This window comes from Pantoea sp. Seng, assembly GCF_009829935.1.
Lineage (GTDB): Bacteria > Pseudomonadota > Gammaproteobacteria > Enterobacterales > Enterobacteriaceae > Pantoea > Pantoea communis.
Genome location: NZ_SZZV01000004.1, coordinates 156,104 through 182,100, shown reverse-complemented (window position 1 = coordinate 182,100; position 25,997 = coordinate 156,104). Strand labels below are relative to the sequence as shown.

Here is a 25,997-nt window from a genome sequence, read left to right as displayed (position 1 = left end):
GAGATTAAATCCATGGACATGCTTAATTCGACTCAGCACTTCCTGATCATCGCCTGGTGGTTAGCATTTGGTATCAGCGTTCTTTTATATATCGCGCTGGATGGCGCCGACCTGGGGGCGGGGATCTTCTCGCTCTTCGTTCGCGACCATGATGAACGTGGCGCGATCATGTCGGCAATGGCTGGCACCTGGGATGCCAACGAAACCTGGCTGATCGTCGCCGGTGGTATTATGTTCGGCACCTTCCCGTTTGTGTACGGTTCGGCATTTAGCTACCTGATGGTGCCAATGGCGCTGGTGTTGTGGGGCATTATGTCCCGCGCGGTGGCACTGGAGTTTCGTCATCTGGCATCGCCATTCTGGCAGAAGTTTTCTGACGGCATCTTCGGTGTCGCCAGTCTCGCGGTGACTTTCTTTGGTGGGATGAGCGTTGGTGCGTTGCTGCAAGGTTTCCAGATGGATTCGCCAGCTCAAGGGGTTCCAACCTATGTGGGCGGCGCATTTAACTTTATTTCAGCGTTCTCCATCTGGACCGGCGTGGCTTCCTGCGTGGCAATGACGCTGGCAGGCGTGCTGTTCGTACGTGCTCGCTTCGAGAAAAATGAACCGATTCGTCAGGATGCAGCACGTTGGACGGCGGTGATCTTCTGGTTAGCTATCGCTGCCGTGGTGATTACCTGGGTGTGGAGTGCGGTGATCTTCGACTGGGCACGTGCGAAATGGTTTGGTCCGCATTTCTGGATCTGGGGCCTGTTTGGCTTGATCGCTCTGGTCTGTATTGATCAGGTGCGTCGTGACACCCTGAAGGACAAAGATTTTGCAGCGGTGATGTGGTTCAATGGCGCGGCATTTATTCTGGGCTTCGGTATGTTACTGACCATGTTCCCGTGGATCGTGCCAGGCACCTGGACCATCTGGGCGGGCGCAAGCCCTCAGGTTTCGCTGATTACCTTCACCATGACCATGGGCGGTTTTGTTCCGGTAATGCTGATGTACAACTGGTATCAGATCTGGGTATTCCGCGGCCGTATCTCCAAGCTGGTTGGTCACGGGGGACACTAAGACATCATGTCTGCTAGTTCCCCTCCAAGTGGAATGGCAGCCCGCCTGGCGGAGCGTTGGCTTTCGAGCCTGCGTCGCCAGGCGGGCGGTTTATTTTCACTGTCGATCAGTATGGCGGCGCTCAATGCCATACTGATGATTGCACAGTGTTGGCTGTTAGCCTGGCTTATCAGCAACGCCGTCCTCGGTGGTAAAACCTTCACCGCGCTATTGCCTTATCTCTTATTGCTGCCGGTTGTGATGTTGCTGCGCGCGGGTATCGATATCCTGCGTCAGGGTTTTGCGTTTGAAGCCTCCGCACGTATCCGTCAGGGATTGCGCGGGATGTTGTTAGATCGCATCGCCACACTGGGGCCCGCCTGGAGCCAGCATCAACGTACGGGCAGTATCGCCAGCTCACTTGGTGAGGGCGTCGAAGCTATCGAAGCTTATTTTTCTGGTTTCCTTCCGCAAAAAATCATCATCGGCATTGTGCCGCTTGCCATTCTGGTGGCGCTTTTTCCTTTTGACTGGGTTTCCGGCTTGATCATGTTGATCACCGCGCCACTGGTGCCGTTGTTCATGATCGTAGTAGGAAAGGGCGCAGAGAAAATGAGCCTGAAGCAGTGGCACAAACTCAGCCTGATGAGTGCACACTTCTTTGATGTGATTGCTGGCCTGACAACGTTACGCCAGACCCATGCTGCACGCCGACAAGCGAACATCATCGCGGCGATCTCGGACAGCTATCGTCAGACCACCATGAAGGTGTTGCGGCTGGCATTCCTTTCATCATTGGTGCTGGAATTTTTTGCCACCATCAGCACCGCGATGGTAGCGGTCTATGTTGGATTCCGTCTGTTCTATGGCGAAATGGGCTTCCTGCCGGGGCTGTTTGCCTTGTTGCTGGCACCGGAATTTTTCCGTCCGCTGCGCGATTTGGGCACGCACTATCATGCCCGAATGGATGCAATTGGCGCGACGGAAGGTCTACTGGCGATCCTGAATGCTGAAGCGCCGGAATCGTCACAGGGTAATGACGCGCTCCCGGTGAAACCTCGTGAAATCAACGTCGAAGGGGTGAGCTATCAGTATGCGGAGGGCGGCGGCGTTACCGATGTTTCCTTTACTTTACGCAGCGGGGAAACACTGGCGATCGTCGGCACCAGCGGTGCCGGTAAAACCACCTTATCGCGAATGCTACTGGGCTTTATCGCGCCGAACTCAGGACGCATCGTCATTGATGGCAAGGATCTTTCTTCATTAGATCTTCCTGCATGGCAGCAACAGATTGGTTGGCTCCCGCAGCGACCCACTATGTTTGCCGGTTCGATTGCGGAAAATATTCTGTTGTCGCGTTCGGGTATCAGCCAGGCAGAGGTTGAAGCAGCGGCACAGCTGGCTCAGGCTGACACTTTTATCCATTCGTTGCCGGCGCAATATGATTACCGCCTGGGTGATGGTGGAAAAGGGCTGTCCGGTGGGCAGATTCAGCGTATTGCAATGGCCCGCGCCGTATTGATTTCGCCACCGGTAGTGGTACTTGATGAACCTACGGTCGCGCTGGATCGCCAGACGGCACAGCAGATGATTGCCGCCTTGGGTAATGCATTACCGGATAGCGCACGCTTGATCATCACCCACGATACGGAGATTGCCGCCACGGCCGACCGCGTTATCGTGCTGGAGAAAGGGCGTGTGGTTGAAGCAGGGACGCCGCAGGCATTGCGCGATCAGGCTGGCGTCTTCGCTGAACTCGAGCGTCTGCAAAAAGGAGACCTCGCATGAAGGATCTTTGCCATCTCTTGCGCCTGGCGCGTCCGTGGCGTTTCCGCATGGCGGTGGGAATATTGCTCTCTGTGATTGTGATTCTCTCCAACGTGGCACTGCTTGCCTTATCAGGCTGGTTCATTACGTCCATGGCGCTGGCTGGCGTGGGCTCACTGGCACTGGAGTTTTTCACTCCGGCTGCAGCGATTCGTGGGCTCGCGGTATTGCGTACCTTCGCGCGTTATCTGGAAAGATTGGTGACGCACGATGCAACTTTGCGCTTGTTGTCGGTTTTACGTGTCTGGTTCTATCAGCAGTTAGCCCATCTTGCGCCTGCGCGACTGCAGGATTTTCGCGATGGGGATGTGCTGGCGCGTTTTCGCGCTGATATAGATAGCCTCGACAATTTCTATCTGCGTATTCTGACGCCGGCCATTGCAGGGCTGATCTCGTCGCTCATCATTTTGGCAGGAATTTGCTGGTTCTCACCTTCAGTGGCCTTGATTGATGCGGTGGTGCTGATACTTGCGGGCGTGGTCGTGCCGTGGATTGTGGCCTCACTGACGCAAGCCTGTGGCAACCAGATCGCTACCGTGCGCTCATCCGTTCAGGCCGCATCCACCGATTTGGTGCGTGGATTAGCAGAGTTACAGATGGTCGGAGCCGTTAGTCATCAAACCGATCATCTGCGCCAGCTTTCTCAGCAACTGATCAGCGCACAGCGTCGGCAAGCCTGGACCAGCGCCAGCGGCGGGGCGATCTGCGCCTTAATGGGACAGCTCGGGTTATTTTTCGCCTTTATCCTGCTCTTCAACACCGGGCACGCGAGCGGCATTTCTGCCAGTGAAATCGTGATGTTGCTGTTCACCATCCTGGCGAGCACTGAAGCGGTGGCCGGGTTGCCCGCTGCTTTTGCTGCACTCGGCACTACGCGCGCAGCGGCACGCCGTCTGTTCTCCATGACGGAGCTGAAACCGGCGATTGTCCTGCCTGAAACCAGCCCGATACCGGAAAGCAGCGAGTTGTCATTTTCTTCCGTGACAATGCGTTACACGCCTGACGCGCCTAATGTACTGGATAAGCTGAGCTTTACCGTGCCGGTCGGCCATTGTCTGGCGATTTTAGGTCCCAGCGGAGCAGGAAAAACCACCGTACTGAATCTGGTGCAAGGATTCTGGGAAACGACAGCAGGGGATGTGTCTATCGGCGGTCGTCCGGTCAGGGCGCTCTCTGAAGATACACTGCGTCAGATGATCTCAGTGGTTGGCCAGAAAACCTATCTCTTCAACGCATCGATTCGAGACAACCTGCGCCTGGTTGCACCGGATGCGGATGACGAGGCTTTATGGGATGCACTGGCGCGCGCCGCTTTAGACGACGAAGTCCGCGCATTTCCTCTGGGGCTCGACACCCTGGTGGGAGAGTTAGGAGGGCGTCTGTCTGGTGGTCAGGCCCGCAGGATTGGGATTGCTCGCGCGTTTCTTTCCCATGCGCCGATCGTGTTGCTGGACGAGCCCACTGAAGGGCTAGACGCAGTAAATACCGAATTAGTACTTAACTGCTTGAAAGAACTCATTAAGGGTAAAACCACGCTGCTGGTGACCCATCAGATCCAGCCACTTTCCCTCGCGGACAGTCGGTTACTGCTCGATAAACAATAACAAGAGCAGGGATCTGTTTTTTGTTTTATTTACATCTGCTTAGGGGCAATCTGAGCAGATGCTTAATCAATACAAAAATAAACTTGTGAGACAACTGACCAGGGATCACCATGGATAAAATGACAAACTCCAAAACCCGACGAAAACATATTCGTTTCCCACATCTGCTGATTGATCAAATCGAAGAGAGTATGAAGAGCGAAAACATTCAAAACTTCTCAGCCTGGGTTGTCGAAGCCTGTCGTCTGAAAGCGCGGGAAGCTGGCAACGGAAAGAAGTAATTCATCATTTCCCGTTGGTGGCAGGTCATCATCGCTGACGTGTTACGGACGGGAAACCTCATCTGATTTGACTCTTCAAATTTTCATTTCAGGCCAGTGTCCAATGCCAGAAAGCGTCGCATTAGTGGAACGCTATAGAGCACATCCAGCTCAGCAAAACGCACGCATTTCCCAGGAGGTCACTTTAACTTAGCCAGATAATAAAAGTACGGGTAATGTATATTATGTTAAATTAGGTATCGGGTTGCGCACGCCAGACTGAACTGGGCTATCTCCTACTAATATTTGATTGCACTGCTGTGAATGGCCAGCGCCCCATGCTGACGTAAACGACTTACGTTTCTCACTTAGCATCGAACCCTCCACTCTGCTCAGCCGTTCACATTGTAAATGGCTCATCATGGGCCATGCCGCTTAACTCATGAAAACTGCTCGCTCGCATGAGACAAGTACACATGAAGGCGCCCTGTATGTGATCTTCAATGTAGAGTTATCTTCACTCTCATCCTGATAAGCATGGCTAAGTTATCAATACACCCTTCATTAAACGTTTAAAATGCCGCCAAATTAAGGCGTCGCTACGCCAATCTTTGGCAATAATCCCTCACAAAAAATCTCAGAATTCACGTAGCGACGTCAGAGAATGCAGCGTTCAGCCAGTGTCCTAAACCGACAATCATTCAAATCCCGATATGATTCTTAACCGCTATCTCAGGCGTTTTTCCTGCCATCAACTACAGTTAACTGATTCAAACCCCAGCAAAAAAAACATCATGCCCTTTTCGCTCACCACACATCTGTTCGCGCGGCTACGTCTGTTGATATCGATTGTTGCAGGGGTCGTCTGCTATTTCTTACTGCCTGCAAAACTGGGAGAACTGCAGCGCGTGCTGATTGGCTGGAATGTGCTGGCGTGGCTTTATCTGTGGTTTATCTGGTTTCGCATGCTGCGTACCGATGCTGGCGAGATCAAACGTATCGCTCAGATGCAAGATCAGAGCGCTGCGTTAGTTTTGGGTATGGTCATTGTGGCCTGCATGATCAGCATCGTGGCAATCATGAGCGAACTGCCGGCGCTCAAACATCTCACCGGCACGCCACGCGTGTTACATCTGCTGCTGACGGCCATGACATTGATTGTCTCATGGGCATTACTGCCAAGTTCGTTTGGCATGCATTATGCGCATCAACACTATTTGCATCGCAGTCAAAATGTCACGCCCATGATATTCCCGGAAAAACCGGACGAACCGGCATACTGGGATTTTCTCTATTTCTCATTCACCATCGCGGTTGCATCACAGACCGCTGATGTGGCAACGGGCACCACCGAAATGCGCAAGCTGGCGCTGCTGCAATCGGTGATCTCATTTATTTTCAATCTGGCCATTCTGGGATTGTCGGTGAATGTGGGCGCCGGATTGCTGAGTTAACGCTTAACGACGCCCTTTATTAATTGAGGCAGACCAGTTGAAGTCACTGACTTCGCTGGCAGATTGCGCTTCAGGTTTCTTGCGGCGCGCAGGTGTTTTCTTTGCTTTGTCCGCTTTGGCTTTTTCTTTGGCTAGCTTGCTGGTCATGACTTGCTGACGCGCATCTGCGGTATATTCTTTCTCTTTTTTCGCATCAGGCTCTTTACCACTGCGCTGGCGATGTTTTTCCATTAACCCTTTGCAGATTTCATCCACTTCACTTCGCTCAGCTTCATTGAACTGGTCGATTGAAATCATTTTCTTATCGCTCATCGCGTTATTTCCTCAGTAAATGGCTAAGCTCAAGTCTACACCATTGCTGCCGGCACGGCTTTCTTGTAATCTTGCCCGCCAATCATCTGCCTGCAAATTAGGACGTAATATGACCCCTCACTCTTCTAAAGATCCCATGCACGGCGTGACGCTGGAAATGATTGTTAATGCGTTAGTGGCGCGTTATGGCTGGGTTGAACTCAGTAAACTCATCAATATCAACTGCTTTAAAAACGATCCCAGCGTAAAATCCAGCCTCAAATTCCTGCGTCGTACTCCATGGGCGCGTGCTGAAGTGGAAGCGCTGTACCTGGATTCTCTGGATGAACCCGACAAACAAGATTCAGCTGACAGCGATTTTAATCCCTGGACCCAGGGCCACTGATAATCACAGCGGCTTACCCTCTCTTCCCCCTTTCCTTTTGATGACAACCTTGCCAGCGTCATCACATTTTCCAATGACAGGCTGCCTTGTAACTTCTTTTCTCGCGTGACAATATCGATACATGTATATACATGTATCGCCTATTGCAAACACAACTGATAAACAAAAATAACATAACGCACTGCGTTCATTGTTTCAGCGAGGAAACTATGTCAGCCGAATCACCTGCAGCCGATTATTCAGGCAGAGAAAACCAGCGCCTGTCTGAAACCCGATCTATCGATTACATCCCGCTCCGTGAACGTCATGGCCACCCTTTTAGCCAGTTCACACTCTGGTTCGGCGGTAATCTGCAAATCACCGCCATTGTCACCGGTGCGCTCGCCGTGGTGCTGGGCGGCGATGTGGTGTGGTCGCTTGTGGGCCTGTTAGTGGGCCAGATTATTGGTGCCGCCATCATGTCGTTGCATGCCATTCAGGGCCCACGTCTTGGCTTACCGCAGATGATCACCAGTCGCATGCAGTTTGGCGTGTTTGGTGCGGTGATCCCGCTGCTGCTGGTATGCATTATGTATGTTGGATTTTCGGCAAGTGGCACCGTGCTGGCCGGTCAGGCACTGGCAAAGCTGATTAATGTGAGCAACGCGACGGGTATGATCCTGTTCAGCGCCATCATTGTGGTGATTGCGGTGCTCGGTTATCGGGTGATTCACAAGTTGGGTAAAGTGGCGAGTGTGATCGGTGTGCTGGCCTTCGCTTATCTGTTCATCACCCTGCTTTCCACGCATGATTTGTCGGCCGTGTGGCAAAATCAGCACTTCACGATTGCCAACTTCCTGCTGGCCGTTTCACTCTCATCCTCCTGGCAGATAGCCTTTTGCCCGTATGTGTCTGATTACTCACGCTACCTGCCGGCTAACGTCTCGGCGAAAAAGCTGTTCAGTTCGGTGTTTTTCGGCACCGTTTTAGGCACCCAAGCCTCAATGACGTTGGGCGTGATTGTGGCGGCGATTGCCGGAAAAGCGTTTTCCGGTAATGAAGTGGGATATATCGTGGGTCTGGGCAGTAGCGCGACCATGGCAATGGTGATCTACTTTGCTATCTGTTTTGGCAAGATTACCTTCACTACCCTGAATGCTTACGGCAGCTTTATGTCACTCACCACCATCGTGTCAGGCTTCCGGCAGCAAACGTCCCTCAGCCGTGGCGGTCGGGTTCTGTTTGTGGTGTTGATGGTCACGATCGCCTGCATCATCGCCCTGATCAGTGAACCGGCCTTCCTTAAGTCGTTTACACATTTCCTGTTGTTCCTGCTGGCCTTCTTTGTTCCGTGGAGCGCAATCAGCCTTACCGATTTTTATCTCATCACCAAAGGGCGCGTGGATATTCCGGCACTTTCACAGCCTGATGGTCGTTATGGGCGCTGGAACTGGGCAGGGATTGTGGTCTATTTCCTGGGTGTGATGGTGCAACTGCCGTTTATTGATAATCCGCTGCACCATGGCTCATTGACCTGGATATTTGCAGGCAATGATGTGTCGTGGATTATTGGCTGGTTTGTCACCGCATTGCTGTGGTTAGCCGCACGCCGACTGGATCGTCGGGGCGCGTTGGCAGAGTCTATCTATCCTGTAGAGTGACGTTGTCACGGCCGCCAGTTCAGGCGGCCGTATGACTTACTTATCGTTGGTAAACCGTCCCACAATGGTGGCAGCCCCCAAGGTATGGCCTTTCAATTTGGCGATCAACTCATCATGTGTCAGTCCGCCAGGTAATTGATTTACCGGCAAATCTGTTGCCACCATCACGAAGTTATAATGATGTATGCCACTTCCCACTGGTGGGCATGGACCGTAATAACTTGTGGTGCCCGGCGAATTCTTACCTCCAGTGTATCCTTCGCCTTTACTTAATTCGCCCTGCGCAAACTGCGTGCGATCCGCCGCGATGTTATAGGCCACCATATGTGTCACGCCTAAGCCTTTTCCTCCTACGGGATCGGTCAGCATCAGCGCAAAGCTACGGGTGCCGGCCGGTGCATTTGACCAGCTTAGAGCGGGAGATACATTGTCGCCGGTGCATGACGGGTTACTTTTGTTGTTGCCTGCAAAGGTTTTATCCAGCATGGCACTGTCGTTAAAATCCGATGATTGCAGCGTAAATATCGGGGCAGCCAGCACGGTTCCCGGAAGCAACGCCAATAATAGTGCGCGTTTGAACATCATCATTTCTCACTCCTGTTGATGAAAAAATCAGCCAAAACATCAAGTATATAACCTGCTCACAATCATGCTGCAGGCTACACTGCTGAAAGTCCTCTTTGAAACCCCAGGAGCATCGGATGCCAGCCTCTTCACTCGCGTTGTTTACCGCCGCCACGCAGCAATGGTTTCGCGACACCTTTAAAGCGGCGACGCCCGCACAACATGAAGCCTGGCAGGCCATTTCGAGCGGTAAGAACTGTTTGGTGATTGCGCCCACCGGTTCTGGTAAAACGCTGGCGGCATTTCTCTATGCGATTGATGCCCTGTTTCGTGAACGCAGCGCCGAAGATCTCCCCGAACGAAGTCACAGAACACGCATTCTTTACCTCTCTCCGGTGAAAGCGCTGGCGGCGGATGTTCAGCGCAATCTGCAACGGCCTTTAGCGGGGGTGGCTGAAGAGCGGCGCAAACGCGGTGAAGCCGAGATCACCCTGGAGGTGGGCATGCGATCGGGCGATACGCTCAGCAGCGAGCGGGCAAAATTACAGCGGCGCCCACCGGATATTTTGATCACCACGCCCGAATCTTTATTTCTGATGCTGACATCAAAAGCCCGCGACACGCTGCGTGGCATCTCTACGGTGATTGTTGATGAAGTACATGCCATCGCGGGCAGCAAACGCGGCGCGCATCTGGCGCTCAGCCTTGAACGGCTGGATACGCTGCTAACGCACCCTGCGCAGCGTATCGGCCTCTCCGCCACGGTAAAACCGCCGGAGGCCGTCGCACGGTTTCTAGGTGGGAGTCGCGAAACGCTGATCGTGAATCCTACAGCTCAGCGCCCATTAGCATTAACTATCCGGGTGCCTGTTGAAGATATGACGGATATTCAGCAGCGCCCCGATAGCCGTTCAGTGCAGGATGCCACACTGTCCGCAGGATCCATCTGGCCACACATTGAAGCCGGGATTTTGGATGAGGTGTTACGCCATCGCGCCACTTTGGTGTTTACCAATTCCCGCGGATTGGCTGAAAAACTTACCGCGAGGCTGAATGAGCTCTACACGCGTCGCCTCGGAGAAAAGCCCACTGCGCCAGAAGAGTCCTTTGCCTACGGTTCCTTTACCGGCGGTACAGAGAAACGCACCGTCACACCGAATGACTTATTGGCCCGATCCCACCACGGTTCTGTTTCTAAAGAACAACGGCTGGAAATTGAAAACGCGCTCAAAGCGGGCGAGCTGCGTTGCGTGGTCGCCACATCAAGCCTGGAGCTGGGTATTGATATGGGCGATATCGATCTGGTGATTCAGGTTGGTGCGCCCCCTTCGGTTGCCAGTGCGCTCCAGCGCGTCGGGCGCGCGGGTCATCAGGTCGGCGGTACGCCGAAAGGCATCATCTGGCCGCGCACCCGACGCGATTTGGTGGATGCGGCTGTCATTGTTGAGTCGATGTTGGCGGGTGAACTCGATGCGATTACCCTGCCACACAATCCGGTGGACCTGCTGGCTCAGCACACGGTCGCCGCCGCCTCAATGGACACGCTGGAAATCGACAGCTGGTTTGAGCTGGTACGGCGTGCAGAACCGTTTAAAACGTTACCACGTCACGCATTTGAAGCGGTGCTAAACATGTTAGCCGGGCGCTATCCTTCCGATGAGTTCGCCAACCTGCGACCCCGCCTAATTTGGGACCGACAGAATAATACCCTGACTGGACGGCCTGGCGCGCAGCACCTGGCTGTCACCAGCGGTGGCACCATCCCGGATCGCGGGATGTTCAGCGTTATGCTGCCCGAAGGTGAAGAACAGACGGGCGCACGACGCGTCGGGGAACTGGATGAAGAGATGGTTTATGAGTCGCGGATTAACGACATCATTACCCTTGGCGCAACATCATGGCGTATTCAGCAAATCACCCATGACCAGGTTGTGGTGGTGCCTGCGCCGGGCCGTTCAGCGCGTCTGCCATTCTGGCATGGCGACAGTCTCGGCCGTTCAGCGACACTGGGTGAAGCGATTGGTGGTTATTTACGACAGGCCCATAGTGAAACGTCACTACCCGGTGACAGTCTTGACGCCAATGCCCGACACAATATTAAAAGCCTGATCGCCGAACAAATTCAGGCAACTGGCGAGTTGCCCACCGACCGCAGCTTGTTGATTGAGCCTTGTCGGGATGAAACCGGCGACTGGCGCGTGATCCTGCACTCCCCTTATGGTCAACGCGTGCACGCGCCCTGGGCGCTGGCGGTGGCAGAACGCATTGGCCGCATCATGGGGATCGATCCGGCTGTGGTCGCCAGCGACGACGGTATCGTGGCACGCTTCCCCGATAGTGACGGTCGGGTGCCGGGTGCCGAGCTCTTTTTATTCGAACCTGATGAACTACAACGTATCGTCATGGTATCAGTCGGGCATTCGGCGCTGTTCGCCGCACGTTTTCGCGAATGTGCTGCCCGCGCCCTGCTATTGCCACGCCGCAATCCCGGCAAACGTTCTCCTCTCTGGCAACAACGTTTACGCGCGAGCCAGTTGCTGGAAGTGGCGCGTCAGTTTACAGACTTCCCGATCCTGATTGAGACGGCACGCGAATGTTTGCAAGATGTATACGACCTACCCGCGCTGCATCACCTGATGGCGCGATTACATCAGGGTGATGTGCGGTTGACAGAAGTCACCACCGAAACGCCCTCGCCGTTTGCCGCACCGCTGCTGTTTGGCTACGTCGCCGAGTTCATGTATGCCAGTGATGCACCGCAGGCTGAACGACGCGCTTCAATGCTGGCGCTCGACAGCAATCTGCTGAGTGATCTCCTGGGTCAGGCGGAGATGCGTGAGTTACTGGAACCCGCCGTGATTGCACGGGTTGAACAGGAGTTACAGCGCTGCGTGGCAGAGTATCAGGCGCGCACTATTGAGGCTCTGGTGGATATGCTGCGCGAACTGGGTCCGTTATCAACCGAAGAACTTGTTGCACGCTTCAATGGCGATGAGCCCCTTGAGCCCGGCTTACACGCGCTGCAACAGGCGCAGCGGATCGTCAGTGTGAAAATCGCGGGTATCGCACGCTGGGCAGTGGCTGAAGATGCGGTACGTCTGCACGATGCGCTGGGTTGCGTGTTGCCGACAGGCCTCCCGGCTGCACTGCTCGAACCGGTCGTCCGACCATTGCAGGATCTATTGGGGCGCTACGCCCGCACCCACGCCGTGTTTACCAGTTTGCAAGTGGCTCAACGCTTTGGCCTCGGTCGCGCCGTTGTGGATGAAGCTTTGGATCAGCTTCGCCAGCAAAATAAATTACTTAAAGGCGATTTTCTCGCTTCAGGATCTGATGAGTCCACGCAGTGGGCAGCAGAAAGCGTCTTTCGCCGCTTACGTGTGCGATCGTTACAGTCCGCGCGCGACGCCACTCAACCCGTTGCACCGGCCGCCTATGTGACGTTTCTGCTTGAGCGTCAGGGGCTGTTGAGTGATGCAAACGCGCGACAGCCACAAGGCGCTTTCTCCGGTCTGAATGGCGTAATGAGAGTCGTTGAACAACTGGCAGGCGTGGTGCTGCCGGTATCACTGTGGGAATCGCAAATCTTCCCTGCACGCATTCGGGATTATCAGCCAGCCATGCTGGATGAATTGCTCTCATCGGGAGAGGTCATTTGGGTTGGTCATCCCTCATCAAACATGCAGGACGGCTTGGTTTCCCTGCATTTAAGTGAATTCGCCAGCGAAACCTTGCCTGCCCTGGATAACAAAGTGACATTGTCACCCATTGAGTCATCTTTACTGGCGTTGATGCAGGATGGCGCGGGTTGGTTCGTCAAACAACTGATCCCGCGCATAACCGAAATCCGGGACAACGGAGAAATAATCGATCCGACGGAGATTTATCAGGCTCTTTGGCAACTAGTCTGGCGCGGCGTCCTCACCATTGATACCTGGTCGGCGTTGCGTAATCTCAGCCAAATGACCATCACACCCAAACCACGCCCTGTACGTGCTCGTCATGGACGGCATAGTCGCGCCAGTTTTAGCGCCGGTCGCACCACAGCTCCCCGCTTATCGCTGAATACCATGGCCGGTCGCTGGTCGTTGATCCCCCGCCAGCCGATTGCTGACACCGAACGCGCGCTGTCAATGGCAGAAAATATGCTGGATCGATTTGGTGTCATCACGCGTGGTGCCGCAATCGCCGAACAGATTCCCGGCGGCTTTCCGGCGCTGCAACCGGTGTTGCGCGGGATGGAAGATGCCGGGCGACTGTTGCGTGGGCGTTTTATTGCAGGCATGGGCGCGGCACAGTTTGCCGATAACCCTGCTATCGATCGTCTGCGTCAACTCGACGCTGGCAAGTCAGTGCGACATCCCCCTGTCGTATTATCCGCAGTTGACCCCGCGAACCCCTTCGGTTTAACACTACCATGGCCGCTCAGCCTCACAGGAGCCAAACCCACGCGCCGTGCGGGTGCTTTTACGGTCATCGCCAGTGGTCGTGTCCTGCTTTACCTTCCCCCTGGAGGTAAAGAGCTGATGACCTTTGATGCGCAGGATGGCGACGAAGATCTTCATGCCGCACTGGTTGCGCTGGGCCAGGCGTTAAGCCGCGAAAAGCATCTTAATTTCACGCTGGAACGGGTTAACGATCGACCCGTCGGACAATCCAACCTGCTCGCAGCGTTGAAAGAGGCGGGTTTCTCACGTGTCCCCAAAGGTTACAGTTGGTACGGTTAATAAGCGCGCTGACGATAATCCTGCAGTTGCATTCTTTCCAACTGGCGCGGCGTGGCAATGGGCCACGCTTGCTCAGGAAACAGGTAAAGACGAATGCTAAACAGATGAAACAGCGGTGTGAGTAACCCGTCATCCTGCTTTGCCAGCCGCTCCAGCAGCAGCAACAGCCAGTCGAGTTCGTCCAGCAAATCCTGGTGTGGTCGTGTTTGTAGCGATTTCAGACGCCGTTTCAGGAACAAGGCAAGCTCGTGAAACATCTGTCCGCTGTCCAGCTGATGTTTTGCCAGCAGATCTTTATGGCGGGCGTAGTAATCAAAACTGTTCACGCCCAGCCACACTTCCGTCAGTAACATCCCGGCGGTCGACATATCCGGTTGTGGATCCAGTCGTAAACGCGGCAGTACCACGTTGACCTTATCCAGCATCAAACTGATGAAACGCTGTCTGCCCAGCAGCGATGAACCGGTACGTTCAAGTTCCTTGATAAAGCGTAATAGCTCACGTAACCCCTGACGAACCGCACGACGCGCCGTCCATGAAGGCCGTTTATTACGCATCAATACAGTCATAATGACGGCAAATAGCACGCCAGCCAACGAAGCAATCGCGTTGTTAATCAACAACACCAGATCGGGCTTAAGATGATGGCCTAAACCAATAAAGCCGGGAATCTGGATAGCCACGCTGATGCCAATCATATTGGTTGAGGGGCGTGCAATCATCAGGCCGAGTATCAGCAAGCCCGGCACCAGACAAATAATCAACGCTTCAAATGAGGTGGCCTGCGGTAACAGCAATGCCACATAAATCACGCTGATGAAGATGGCCACAATTACACCGCGCACAAACAATTTCATTGAGGTCAGTGGCGTATCCATACTGGCAAAGAGCGAGCTCAGGATGGCAGCCATTACGGGTGCTGAGGCACCGTCGTGCCAACCCGTGCCAATCCACAGTAAACAGGAACCAAAAATCGCGCAGAATGCGGTTAAGGCCGACAGCCTGATCAACCCTTTGTCATAGAAACGATGGGTACGTTTGCCGCGTGCGGGTGTGGTGTCACCCGAGAGATCGCTGACCAACCCGCCGACGCTTTGATAAGCGCCCGCAATGCGGACAAAGTCCGCCATGCGCTCCAGCAAACCGGTAAACAGCAGGCAGTGTTCAATCGGTAGCTCCCCGCTACGCCAGGCCTGGTTGATATCACTCTGACAACGGCTTAATTCCAGCTGGATACCGCTGGTTTCACCCACGGCTTCGCCATCGTTGAGCCAATGCAAAAACAGGCGGAATGCTACCGCGACGTTGTCCGGGAAGGTAATCTGCAATGCCGATAATCGCTGCAGGCGTAGTTCAATCGCAGTGAGCGTGGGGATTAAATAAGAGAGATATTGATACTGCACGCTGACCAGACGAATCAAACGGCGCGCGGCATCACCCTCGTAAACACAGTGCGTGATCAAAATTTCCACTTGCTGCGGATTGGTCGCCATACGCGTCAGTATTTCATCGCGTTCGGGAGACTTATCCCCCGGAATACCGGACAGCAAATCGTGGCAAAGTTTGCGCGCATTCAAATACCACTGGCTGACACTCTGTTCCAGCAAACTACGCATCGAGACCGGAAACAATAGCGCATGTACCAGGCTGCTACACACAGTGCCAACAGCGATCTCTTCAATGCGGGATAACACGGTATTGGTGATAGACAGCGGCGTCATCACCTCAGGAAATCCCATGATGGCAGCGCTGTAACCTGCCAGCATGAATACATAGCTTTTTGGCGTGCGATCGTGCAGGGAAAGGTACAGGCACACACTCACCCACAGTGAGATAATGAAGCTAAAAAGTAAGGGGTGTTCAACAGTGACGGGAAAAACAAAGAAGATAAACACGCCGCCTAACAAGGTGCCGAGCATGCGAAACAGTGATTTCGAAATGGTGGACGCAGAGTAAAGCTGAGAGGCAATGAAAACCGTGGTAATGGCCCAGGCGGGTTTATCCAGGTTGAGTTCCAGTGAGAAGTACAATGCCAAAAAGGCAGCCAGACAGGTTTTTACAGAAAAAAAAACGGCGTTTTTTGAAAACCACTGCATGACAGTATTGAGACCAGACGGCACTAAGTGCGGCGTATCCTGCCAGAATATTCAATCTACTCACGGCGATAAATATGTCAGGTTGTTACAGCATCAAAATTGGTGATATTGGCAGGCAATCAATATCAGAGTAATTATTAAGGGTTACTAATGGACTAAATGCAAATTCAGCTTCTATTTACAGAATCTCTCTGATTTATAAGCCTATTGCTTCACAACCTGTCATCAGTCGTATAAATGTGTCCTGGATCACACTTTTCTAAACAACCTCAATGATTACAACGGCTCCATAAAAACATTTCGCGCAATCTGGCGCAGAGCATTGCGCCAGATCATCGCAAGGGGGACTCAGTCACTTAGCACCGTTACCCAGTTCGCATCTTTACCAGCAGGCGCTTCACCCACACGCTTTAACGAACCACTTTTGGCATCAATGGCGTAGCTGCCTGTCACTGCGCTTTTTTCACCGCTGGCGATCAGCCATTTGCCGTCCGGTGTTATGGCAATACTGCGCGGCTGCTTCTCTACTGGCCAACTACCTATCAGCGTCAGTTTGCCACTGTGTTGATCAACGCGGTATCCGCTCACTGTGCTGCTGGTGCGTTCGGTCACAAACAGGAAATGACCGTTTGGCGTCAGATGAATATCGGCTGACCAGATGCGTGGCGTGGTATCGCTGTAACCTGCCGGTCGCTCACGTCCATGCTGCAACTTATACTCTGTGGCTACGGCGTTGGGGGTTTCGCTGACTTTGACCAGTTCGCCACTCGGCTCGCGACGGAACTGGGTGATGATGCCGCCCATCTCACCGACGTTATACAGAAAGCGTTGATCCGGTGATAACACCGAATGACGCGGGCCATTTTCGTCGGCGGTTTTGACATAACCGTTGCCCAGCGCGCTGAGTTCCCCCTCCTCGCTCAGCTTCAACTGCAATACGCGGTCAGTACCGAGATTGCCGACGTAGGCGGTTTTACCGGCATTATCAACAATCACCGAATGTGCCGCATGGCCAGTCTTGTAGCTGCCCACCGGCGGTGCTATCACCTTGCCATCTTTGGCTAGCCGATAGACATGCACCACATCGCCATCGTAGGAGGCGCCCAGCAGGAATCGCCCCTGTTTATCGGTGCTGATATAGGGATAACTGGCCATGGCAGGCACTGCAATCCTCTGATTAAGGTCGCCCGTCGCGCGATCGATGTGCCAGCTCACCAGTTGCAGTGGTTTACTGCGAATGGCCGCGTATAAATGCTGGTGGTCAGCACTCAACGCCAGCGGCATCACTTTTCCGCCTGCCTGAGTGCGCCCCATCAACTGCAATGCGCCGGTTTGTTCGTTCAGCGTGTAGCGGGCGATGGTGCCATCATCCGCTTCTGATACGTAGACAAAAGTTTTTGCCAGCAATGGTGCGCTGAGCGCCATCGCCGTAAGTAATGTGGCTATGTGAAAGGTTTTCTTCATTTAATGTCCTCAGCGAACCAGAGCCGGACGTTTTGCGTCAAAACGCCAGTTATCAATCAAAAACTGCATGCCCAATGCATCGTTGCGGTTCTTATCGGGCAGTGCGTTATAGAGCGCATGCGCCTGCTCGACGCGTTCCATATTCAGTTCAATGCCCAAACCTGGCCCCGGCGGCAGCTCCAGATAACCATCACGAATTTGCGGTGGCTGGTGGCTGAGTGGCTGGCCATCCTGCCATATCCAGTGCGTATCGAAGGCGGTCTGACGATTGCCAGGTGCTGCAGCACCAAGATGGGCCACCATCGCCAGTGAAACATCAAAGTGATTATTGGAGTGGCAACCGGTGGTAAGGCCCCATTCGTTACACAGTTGCGCGACGACGTTGGCGTTGCGCATTGTCCAGAAATGGGGATCGGCGAGCGGGATGTCGATGGCGTTGAGCTGCAGAGCGTGCTGCAGCTGCCGCCAGTCATTGGCGATCATATTAGTGGCCACCGGCACGCCAGTGGCGCGACGGAACTCGGCCAGGGTCTCGCGCCCGGAATATCCCTGCTCTGCGCCACAAGGATCTTCCAGGTATGGCACCTTACCTGCCAGCTGTTTACCAAAGCGAATCGCTTCATCCAGCGACCAACTGGCATTCGGATCCACGGTGACGCGAGATTGTGGAAACCGCGACAGCAAGGCTTCCACGGTTTCGACTTCCTGCTCGCCATGCAAGACGCCGCCTTTTAGCTTGAAGTCCCGAAAACCGTATTGTTCTACTGCGGCTTCTGCGAGCCGTACCACTGCTGCACTGTCCATTGCCGGTTGATGACGTAACCGGAACCAGCCATCCGCTTCGTCATCACCCGAACGGTAGTGCATGTTCGTGCGTTGACGATCTGCGATATAAAACAGATAGCCCAACACCGGAATACGCTCTCGTTGCTTACCGCTGGCGAGCAGATCCGCTACCGGTAAATCGAGGAATTTACCCTGCAAATCGAGCAACGCAGCCTCAATAGCCGCCGCCGCGTTGTAAAACTTCTCTGGATTCATCTGCGGAATATGAATGTCATTGGTGTGCGAGGTGTGTTGCTGCCGCGCGTCGCTGGCGAACAGTTGGCTCAACGTGGCGTTAGCACGCATCAGTGAGCTACCGATAATCAGCGGGCGAAAATGTTCTAGCAGTTGCAACGTTGAAGCGTGGCACGGCGTTTCCCCCACGCCGCTGTTGCCTGCTGAATCGGTAAGGATCACCAGAATGCGCGTGAAACAGCAGTTATGCGCCCCGCCGATGTTCAGCAGCATGCTGTCGTATCCGGCAACCGGAACGATACGCATCGATTTAATGACTGGTGTGTCGGACATGGTTTCTCTCCGTGTGACCGAATGCAGGGGGAACAGGTTTGCGTCGCAGCAGCAGCCAGACACCGGTGATGACCGACACGCTGGTCAGCGCATACAGCCCGCCGGTGGTGCTGCCGGTATGAAGTTCAAGATAGCCAAACACGGTGGGTGCAAAGAACCCGCCGAGGTTGCCGATGGAGTTGATGAGGGCAATACCAGGCGCGGCGATTGAAGCAGGTAATTCGCTTTGCGGCATTGGCCAGAAGAATGCCGCGCTGACTTTCGAGCCAATGCAAGCGACGATCATCGCGACAAAGCCAAACCAGGGTGTGCCGGTGGTGGCCATAAAGGTGCCGCACGCGGCAATCAGCATCGCAAGCCCCAGCCCTTTATCCAGCTTATCGCGGTAGCGGTCGGTGGTTTTACCCAGCAGGAACAAGGCAACAATGGCACATAACCACGGAACGGCGGTCAGCAAACCTATTTCAAAGCTGTTGTAACCCTGAATACGCTGGATGATTTGCGGCAGCCAGAAGACCAGGGTGTAACCGGTCATGGTCATGGTGAAAAAAATCAGACAATAGAACAGTAAGCTGCGATCGCGCAATAAACCCCAGCGGCCGTGCTCTTTAGCATGTACGTCACGAGCGGCATCCTCTAACGCTAACTGTGCTTGCAACGCACGTTGCTCTGCTGGGTTAAGCCATTTGGCATCCTGCGGTTTAGAGACCAGCACTAGCGCGGCCAGCAAACCAATCACAATCGATCCGCCCCCTTCCAGGAACATCACCCATTTCCACCCGGCTAGCCCGTTCACCTCATGCAGCATCAGAATGGCGCCAGTTAAGGGGCCGGAAAACAGAAAGGCGCTGGCGGTGGCACTCAGCACCATCGCGGTGGCACGACCGCGCCATGCGTTCGGCACCCATTGGCGAAAGTAGAATAAGACGCCAGGGAAAAATCCCGCCTCTGCCACACCCAACAAGAAGCGCAGGACATAGAAATGCAGCGGCGTGCTCACAAAACCGTTTAACACCACCACGATGCCCCAGGTAATCATGATGCGCGTCAGCCACACGCGTGCCCCGAGTTTTTTCAGCATCATATTGCTGGGCACTTCGAACAGCGCATAACCAATAAAGAACAATCCTGCGCCCAGACCAAAGGCTGCGGCACTGATCCCCGCATCCGTCTGTAATTCGGCTTTGACGAATCCAATGTTGGCTCGGTCAATCTGGTTAACAATCAGCATCAGCGCCAGCATCGGGATGATGCGACGGAAAAACTTAGCGATTGCGGAGGCGATATGCGCGTCGTGATCTGCTGCTAAATCATAAGATTGTTGAACCGTCATGCGTCACCTATTGGGTTAATTGCACCGCTATAGGTATACGCAGTCGATTAAAGAGCAGTTATGTGAGAATGCCCGAGACCGTTTGTGCAGATGTTGAAGGTGCTTTTATGTTCAATGCGTTAGCGGTTTTCCCAGCGTAAAGTTTTGTGTGGGTTTGTGCGCTGGCTCACTGGGAAGATAGATACCTCCCAGCGCTATTAGAGCAATGAGTCAGTTTTTCGTTTTTTAGGTCGTTTGACGTCAGTGGTTAAAAATACATTGTTAGTCGCCACGCTGCGAGTCAGAGACTGGGCGATTGATTCCTTAAGCGCAGGGAAATCATCGAAAATCGGGTTGTTATTTATTTGGTCACTTATGATATCTGCGAATTGCTCAATGATATCAGCAGGCTTGATGATTTTAAGCTCACGCGCAAACTTCAGCAGATTATCTCGATTGGGGAATAGTTTGCTTTTATTTAATTTAAGCGCCAACTCTTTATCAGTAGTTGGATAAATGTCTGTATTGACCACGTCATAGAGTGGGGATAACTTGGGTGATCCATTATTTTCACTTGCATACAGTAATGAAAAATTCTTCAAATGCGCGTCACCGTTGCCTACCATGCAGCTAAAAAGAACATAGCGCCAATACAACTCAACCTGGGACTGATCGCGCGTAAATAAACTCACAATTTTCCCACCGGTTTCATAAGAACCACTGTATTTATGGTCTGATGTTTTCCCTGATAGCACACAGAAGTCCTCCATTGCCAGACGTCTATTATGCTGAATATCAAAGCGTTCCATAATAAAAAGTTCTTTATTATCAGAAAGCCAAAAATCGGCAACTGGCAAGCCACAAAGCTTCGCCAGGGACATACAGATAAATTCATTTTCCGCTAATCGTGGGTACTCTTCATCACCCGTTTTCGCTATAAGATTTGGGTACAACACGGTACCACGATTCTCAGTGCTGATCATTACCTTAGGCTGCACACCCGAAATGGAGGTTTGTAGCAGGTATTTATTTAGCAAATATTGAAAAGCGCTTTCTTTATGATCCCAGCGAAGCAAATCATCCAGTTTTTCCGGTGAAGGCCGCGGAAAATCGATCTCACTTTTATACGATAATGCGCCTATTCCAGTGTCCTGCTGTAATGCGAGGAAAAGCATATCACTCACGTTCCCCACATAACGGCGTAAACGTTCAGCGATGTGGTAGCGAACATAGCCTTCAGGTATGTTCATCTCAAAAATATTAAATAATCGACTACCGTTATAACTGATCCGATTTTCCGCCAACATGGTAAGCGATACGGGGCGTGCCATTTCAGAGAAATAACTGAAATTGTAACTCCCCCGTTCATGCAACAATCTTCCGCTGTACTCACCCCCGCTAAACACGTCAATGTAACGCAGTGGCTTTGCCAATTGGTTGAAATCAGTCATCGTTAAACAATTCCTCCAGTTCATCCAGTTGCGGTATGCCCGCAGACTGCACGGAAAGTTTTAGTTCGAGCGTATTGAGATACAACGTCAATACTTTGAGTGACCCAGAATAAAGGCCGTTCTCAATCTGCGAGATCACGGTGCGGTGAACACCCGAATGCAAGGCTGCTTTGGCTTGCGTCCACCTTTTCGCTTTACGTTTTTCCTGGCACTTTCTGCCGATATCTTGCATGCCTGGCAGCATACGCCTCCAAATGTTGTTATATAGCAACATATATGTAAAAAACACCTAATTGTTATTATATAGCAACATTTCAAGATTGCGACAAACTCTTAAATAGGTTTCTACTACACTTGCCTGATTCAAATGAGTAAAGAGGTTTACATGACGCAATCCCCTGACAGCAATCAAGCCTGGCTATTGGCATCGCGCCCCGATGGCGAACCGGTTAAAGAGAATTTCCGGCTTGTTGAACAACCTATTCCCTCCATCAAAACAGGTGAAATGCTGCTCCGCACGGTTTACCTCTCACTGGATCCTTATATGCGCGGGCGCATGGATGACAGTAAATCCTATGCGCCTCCGGCACAACTTGATCAGCCAATGGTCGGCGGTACAGTTTCACAGGTGGTTGAATCGCAGCATCCCGATTATAAAACCGGTGACTGGGTACTGGCAGGCAGCGGATGGCAACGTTATGCCGTCTCGGATGGCACTGGCGTAGCGAAAATCGGCGATCTGCCCCACCCATCCTGGGCGCTGGGCATTCTGGGGATGCCCGGCTTCACCGCTTACATGGGCCTGATGGACATTGGGCAGCCAAAAGCAGGCGAAACCCTGGTGGTCGCCGCCGCGACGGGCCCGGTGGGAGCCACCGTCGGGCAACTGGGTAAGCTCAAAGGCTGTCATGTGGTTGGCGTTGCCGGTGGTGAAGAGAAATGCCGCTACGCGATTGAAAAACTCGGGTTCTCAGCCTGTCTCGATCACTATCGCGAGGATTTTGCTGAACAGTTGGCGAACGCCTGCCCGGACGGGATCGATATCTATTTCGAGAACGTTGGTGGCAAAGTGTTTGATGCCGTGTTCCCGCTGTTGAACACCGCCGCTCGCGTACCGGTTTGTGGACTGGTCTCAACCTATAACAGTGGCAAAACCCTACCCGCTGGTCCTGACCGTACGCCACAAATCCTGAGTGGGATATTGAAGCGCCGAATCCGTATGCAGGGGTTTATTATTTTCCAGGATTACGGTGATCGATATCCGGAATTTCTGCAGGCGATGACGCCATTGGTTGAACAGCAGAAAATTCACTATCGTGAACACATGATCGATGGATTAGAAAATGCACCACAGGCGTTCTTCGATATGTTGAAGGGTAATAACTTTGGTAAAACCGTGGTCAAAGTGGCTGAAGAAGAGTGATAAGGGCCGGTTATTCTTAACATTAAATAACCGGCTAAATAGCAGCGTTATCTCTGTTTGGCCTGCGGCAGCAAGAGTTCCGTCAAAATTTTATTACGCTGTTTTTTGGTCAGCCAAAACATGCGTGGAACCCACGCCGGACGCGGCTGCGCGGCATAGAAATGCTGCATTTCATCTAACCAGGTTGCGTTGTTCATTGTTCCCTCCTTTGTTAAAAAAAGTATGAAGGGAAAAAACCGGAACAAATAGTGAGAGGATTATAAAATTTGTTCCGGGTTTAAACAGTCATGGCAAATCCAGGGAAAATTTAACGCCCTTTCTTTTTACGACCAGGTTGAGCAAAGCGCTGACGTCCTGCTGGTTTGGCCGCAGCTTTCTCTGGAATCTTTGCACCGTTCGATGCGACTTTTTTCGCCGCTGCTGCCGGTTTCTTTTTCGCCTGGCTTTGCTGCGTTTTTTTGTCTTCGGATGAAGAATCCTCGATCAAGTTAAACAACTCAATCAATTCGTCATCAGTAAAATCACGCCATTCGCCCAGCGGGATGCCTTTCAGACTGACATTCATGATACGCGTACGTTCAAGCTTGGTGACTTCGAAGCCAAAATGCTTGGTCATTCGGCGAATCTGGCGGTTAAGACCCTGAACCAGGATGATACGAAACACAAAGGTCGACTCTTTCTTCACTTTGCATTTTTTGGTCACAGTACCCAGCATCGGCACACCCGCCGCCATCCCGGCAATAAACTCGTCGGTGATGGGCTTATCTACGGTCACCACGTACTCTTTCTCGTGGTTGTTACCGGCGCGCAGGATCTTATTGACCAGGTCACCGTGGTTGGTGAGGAAAATCAGACCCTGTGAGTCTTTATCCAGACGGCCGATCGGGAACACGCGTTTACTGTGGTTAACAAAATCACCGATGTTATCACGTTCACCCTCTTCCATAGTGGTAATAATGCCCACCGGCTTGTTAAGCGCAATCAGCACTAAATCTTCTTCGTTACGCGGCTCGATCAACTGTCCATTCACTTTCACTTCATCCCCGGCAAAGACCTGTGCGCCAACGGTCGCGCGCTTGCCGTTAATAAAAACGTTACCTTGCTCTATGTAACGATCGGCATCACGTCGTGAGCAGATTCCGCTCTCGCTAATGTATTTGTTCAGGCGCGTGGATGAGTTGGGCAGCATGGTTCCTCCGAAAAAAACGGACTATACAACAACCTTAGACATTGTGTAAGACACGGTTAAACATCATTGTTCCAGCTTGTAACCTCATCACCGTTTGGTAACAGCACACTAACATTGTGGTTGTTCCTCAGGAATCGATCAGCGACAATCGCCATCCATCGCGTTTTCTTATGACAGAGTATGACCTTCATGACACACCTGCGTCGCGCCAGCTGGATAACATCGCTGCGGACTTTCCTTGCCCGTCTTTGGCCGCATCCGTTACCGGTCGCCAAAAAACAGAGAGTGATGGCCAGCATCGGTGCGGGCCTCGGCCTGATGATCACCAGCCTGACCAGCCACTGGCTGCTTGGTGAGGTCAACTTATGGTTTGTGGCACCGATGGGGGCGTCTGCAGTGCTGCTTTTCGGCTTACCGAATAGTCCGTTGGCGCAACCCTGGTCGATTGTTGGCGGGAATCTGGTCGCAGGCGTGATAGGCGTGACAACCGCGATGTATGTGCCCTATCCCGCAGTCGCTTGCGGCATTGCGGCTTGTCTCGCCATTGCCGTGATGTTTCAGCTGCGCTGCTTGCATCCTCCCAGCGGGGCGGTGGCGCTGACAGCGATTCTGGGCGGCAGTGGCGTTCAGCAATTGGGATATCAGTTTATTCTCTCTCCCGTGCTGCTAAATTCCGTGTGTCTCGCTGTACTGGCAATCATTTTTAATAATCTTGCGGGTCGCCGTTACCCGCATCCGCTGGCTGCTAACGAACCTAAAACGAATTCAGTGGCGCTTGAAGTGCCAATTACTCGCGATGATCTGCATCAGGCACTGGAGAACGGTCAGCTTCTCGATATTGACGAGGATGATTTGCAGCAGCTGTTACAGCGTGCTGAAGAGATTGCGCGTCGTCGGCAACAGCTGCCGGTACAGTCGCTGAAGCGCGCTAGTTAAATAGCAGGCGGTACTAAACCCAACTGCAAACTGTATTAAAACAGACCGCGACTGATTTCCCCGCCGAAGCCGTGAATCCTTACACCATTATCATCCACTTCGACCACCGCAAAGGGCACTTCGGCTGGGCCATCGAGCATGCCCTTCATGGTATAAAACCCTGTCTGACCGATGTATGCAGCGTTGCCGCGGTGGTCATGCCCTGAGAAGCAAAAATGTATGTTGTAACTAGAAAGGAGATCCACCAGCACACTGGCGTTCATCAGTATATGCGTGGTGTGAGGCGCCAGCGGGTAATGACCAAACACCCCCACTTTTTCCCCCCGTTGCTGAGCTTCAATCAATTGCTGTTCAATCCAGTTCAGCTGCTGCTGACCGACGGCACCGTTCCATGGCTGAGCCTGCGGCTGTCGCTGCGCCTTTAATTCCGCTAACAGGTTCTCAGCCTGGTAATAGTCATCACCATTCAGTGCATTGCAGTACAAACTGACATCGTTACCGTCATAAACAATAAACCGCCACCCCGCTAAGCGAAACGAGTAATAACTTTTGGGGAGTGCCGCACGATTATTCAGATGCTGAGCAAGGGTTTGCGCATCATGATTCCCCAACACTACCGCATGCGGATGCACCAACTGGTCATACAGCGGCAGAATGGCGGCATAGCTTGCCCAATCGCGGTCAACCAAATCCCCCAGCGTGACAACAAAATCCAGCGGTTGCTGATTCAGGGCTTCAATTGCCTGCGGTAACTTATCAAGTGCATGACGGTAGTAGAGGTTATTGGCGATATCAGCTTCGACATCGGCATACTGCGGATCAGCAATCACACCGAAACGCAGCACGTTATCCATCATTGCAGGACGTAAATCAGGTAAAGCATAAAGCTCGGCCACATCGCCGAGGAGTTCGCGCTGCAAGGATGTCAATGGATGCGGATGAGTCACGAAAAACACTCC

At 52.9% G+C, this 25,997-nt stretch carries 21 protein-coding genes; 10 read left to right on the top strand and 11 right to left on the bottom strand.

The window, feature by feature from the left end; genetic code table 11:
• Nucleotides 1–12 precede the first annotated feature (12 nt).
• The 5 genes from FD737_RS05520 (at nt 13) to FD737_RS05500 (ending at nt 6,186) form a co-directional block, all read left to right on the top strand.
• On the top strand, nt 13–1,062 hold the full coding sequence (locus FD737_RS05520) for a cytochrome d ubiquinol oxidase subunit II (protein ID WP_034823522.1): 1,050 nt from the start codon (nt 13–15) through the stop codon (nt 1,060–1,062).
• Nucleotides 1,063–1,068: 6 nt separating this feature from the next.
• Entirely contained in the window at nt 1,069–2,829 is a 1,761-nt protein-coding gene (cydD, locus tag FD737_RS05515; protein ID WP_237448746.1) for a thiol reductant ABC exporter subunit CydD, read from the top strand.
• The gene (gene cydC / locus FD737_RS05510) at nt 2,826–4,472 is read left to right on the top strand and encodes a thiol reductant ABC exporter subunit CydC (protein ID WP_097117141.1); all 1,647 of its coding nucleotides are present in this window, start codon (nt 2,826–2,828) and stop codon (nt 4,470–4,472) included. The genes cydD and cydC overlap by 4 nt, the downstream gene beginning before the upstream one ends.
• 110 nt (nt 4,473–4,582) lie before the next feature.
• The gene (locus tag FD737_RS05505) at nt 4,583–4,753 is read left to right on the top strand and encodes a YlcI/YnfO family protein (protein WP_072050617.1); all 171 of its coding nucleotides are present in this window, start codon (nt 4,583–4,585) and stop codon (nt 4,751–4,753) included.
• Nucleotides 4,754–5,526: 773 nt separating this feature from the next.
• Nucleotides 5,527–6,186 (top strand): DUF1345 domain-containing protein, encoded by a 660-nt coding sequence (locus tag FD737_RS05500; protein WP_097117142.1) that lies wholly within the window; start codon nt 5,527–5,529, stop codon nt 6,184–6,186.
• A 3-nt stretch (nt 6,187–6,189) separates the two neighbouring features.
• Here FD737_RS05500 and FD737_RS05495 read toward each other — a convergent pair whose 3' ends face one another.
• Nucleotides 6,190–6,498: a hypothetical protein gene (locus tag FD737_RS05495; RefSeq protein WP_160832921.1), complete on the bottom strand. Its 309-nt coding sequence runs from the start codon at nt 6,496–6,498 to the stop codon at nt 6,190–6,192.
• A 109-nt stretch (nt 6,499–6,607) separates the two neighbouring features.
• Between FD737_RS05495 and FD737_RS05490 the strand changes: the two genes are divergently transcribed.
• Nucleotides 6,608–6,883: a VF530 family DNA-binding protein gene (locus FD737_RS05490; RefSeq protein WP_160832920.1), complete on the top strand. Its 276-nt coding sequence runs from the start codon at nt 6,608–6,610 to the stop codon at nt 6,881–6,883.
• 209 nt (nt 6,884–7,092) lie between these two features.
• Nucleotides 7,093–8,523, top strand: coding sequence for a cytosine permease (locus FD737_RS05485; protein WP_058960550.1), 1,431 nt, complete (start codon nt 7,093–7,095; stop codon nt 8,521–8,523).
• A gap of 36 nt (nt 8,524–8,559) precedes the next feature.
• On the opposite strand, the gene FD737_RS05480 is transcribed toward FD737_RS05485, so the two are convergent.
• Nucleotides 8,560–9,111 carry a YbhB/YbcL family Raf kinase inhibitor-like protein gene (locus tag FD737_RS05480; protein WP_034823536.1) on the bottom strand — a complete coding sequence of 184 codons (552 nt, stop codon included), beginning with the start codon at nt 9,109–9,111 and terminating at the stop codon, nt 8,560–8,562.
• Nucleotides 9,112–9,224: 113 nt separating this feature from the next.
• Here FD737_RS05480 and FD737_RS05475 point away from each other — a divergent pair, with 113 nt between their 5' ends.
• Entirely contained in the window at nt 9,225–13,814 is a 4,590-nt protein-coding gene (locus tag FD737_RS05475; RefSeq protein WP_160832919.1) for an ATP-dependent helicase, read from the top strand.
• On the opposite strand, the gene FD737_RS05470 is transcribed toward FD737_RS05475, so the two are convergent.
• From FD737_RS05470 to FD737_RS05445, 6 genes are all read right to left on the bottom strand, one after another.
• On the bottom strand, nt 13,811–15,910 hold the full coding sequence (locus tag FD737_RS05470) for an FUSC family protein (protein ID WP_160832918.1): 2,100 nt from the start codon (nt 15,908–15,910) through the stop codon (nt 13,811–13,813). The two genes, FD737_RS05475 and FD737_RS05470, sit on opposite strands and share 4 nt — an antisense overlap.
• A gap of 348 nt (nt 15,911–16,258) precedes the next feature.
• On the bottom strand, nt 16,259–17,374 hold the full coding sequence (locus FD737_RS05465; RefSeq protein ID WP_097117145.1) for a beta-propeller fold lactonase family protein: 1,116 nt from the start codon (nt 17,372–17,374) through the stop codon (nt 16,259–16,261).
• Nucleotides 17,375–17,383: 9 nt separating this feature from the next.
• Nucleotides 17,384–18,727, bottom strand: a complete 1,344-nt coding sequence (locus FD737_RS05460; protein ID WP_097117146.1) for an enolase C-terminal domain-like protein — start codon at nt 18,725–18,727, stop codon at nt 17,384–17,386.
• Nucleotides 18,705–20,060, bottom strand: a complete 1,356-nt coding sequence (locus tag FD737_RS05455) for an MFS transporter (protein WP_160832917.1) — start codon at nt 20,058–20,060, stop codon at nt 18,705–18,707. The genes FD737_RS05460 and FD737_RS05455 overlap by 23 nt, the downstream gene beginning before the upstream one ends.
• A gap of 197 nt (nt 20,061–20,257) precedes the next feature.
• A complete protein-coding gene (locus FD737_RS05450) occupies nt 20,258–21,490 on the bottom strand; it encodes a type II toxin-antitoxin system HipA family toxin (protein WP_097117148.1) in 1,233 nt (410 codons plus the stop codon).
• A complete protein-coding gene (locus FD737_RS05445; RefSeq protein ID WP_234473204.1) occupies nt 21,483–21,722 on the bottom strand; it encodes a helix-turn-helix domain-containing protein in 240 nt (79 codons plus the stop codon). Before FD737_RS05445 ends, FD737_RS05450 begins: the two co-directional genes overlap by 8 nt.
• A 153-nt stretch (nt 21,723–21,875) precedes the next feature.
• Between FD737_RS05445 and FD737_RS05440 the strand changes: the two genes are divergently transcribed.
• Nucleotides 21,876–22,913 (top strand): NADP-dependent oxidoreductase, encoded by a 1,038-nt coding sequence (locus tag FD737_RS05440; protein WP_097117149.1) that lies wholly within the window; start codon nt 21,876–21,878, stop codon nt 22,911–22,913.
• A gap of 47 nt (nt 22,914–22,960) precedes the next feature.
• Here FD737_RS05440 and FD737_RS05435 read toward each other — a convergent pair whose 3' ends face one another.
• Nucleotides 22,961–23,110: a hypothetical protein gene (locus FD737_RS05435; protein ID WP_160832916.1), complete on the bottom strand. Its 150-nt coding sequence runs from the start codon at nt 23,108–23,110 to the stop codon at nt 22,961–22,963.
• A gap of 110 nt (nt 23,111–23,220) precedes the next feature.
• Nucleotides 23,221–24,102: a 23S rRNA pseudouridine(2604) synthase RluF gene (gene rluF / locus FD737_RS05430; protein WP_034823556.1), complete on the bottom strand. Its 882-nt coding sequence runs from the start codon at nt 24,100–24,102 to the stop codon at nt 23,221–23,223.
• A gap of 189 nt (nt 24,103–24,291) precedes the next feature.
• Here rluF and FD737_RS05425 point away from each other — a divergent pair, with 189 nt between their 5' ends.
• Nucleotides 24,292–25,038, top strand: coding sequence for an HPP family protein (locus FD737_RS05425; RefSeq protein ID WP_097117274.1), 747 nt, complete (start codon nt 24,292–24,294; stop codon nt 25,036–25,038).
• Nucleotides 25,039–25,073: 35 nt separating this feature from the next.
• Here FD737_RS05425 and FD737_RS05420 read toward each other — a convergent pair whose 3' ends face one another.
• Nucleotides 25,074–25,985, bottom strand: coding sequence for a metallophosphoesterase (locus FD737_RS05420; RefSeq protein WP_097117150.1), 912 nt, complete (start codon nt 25,983–25,985; stop codon nt 25,074–25,076).
• Between the last annotated feature and the right edge of the window lie 12 nt (nt 25,986–25,997).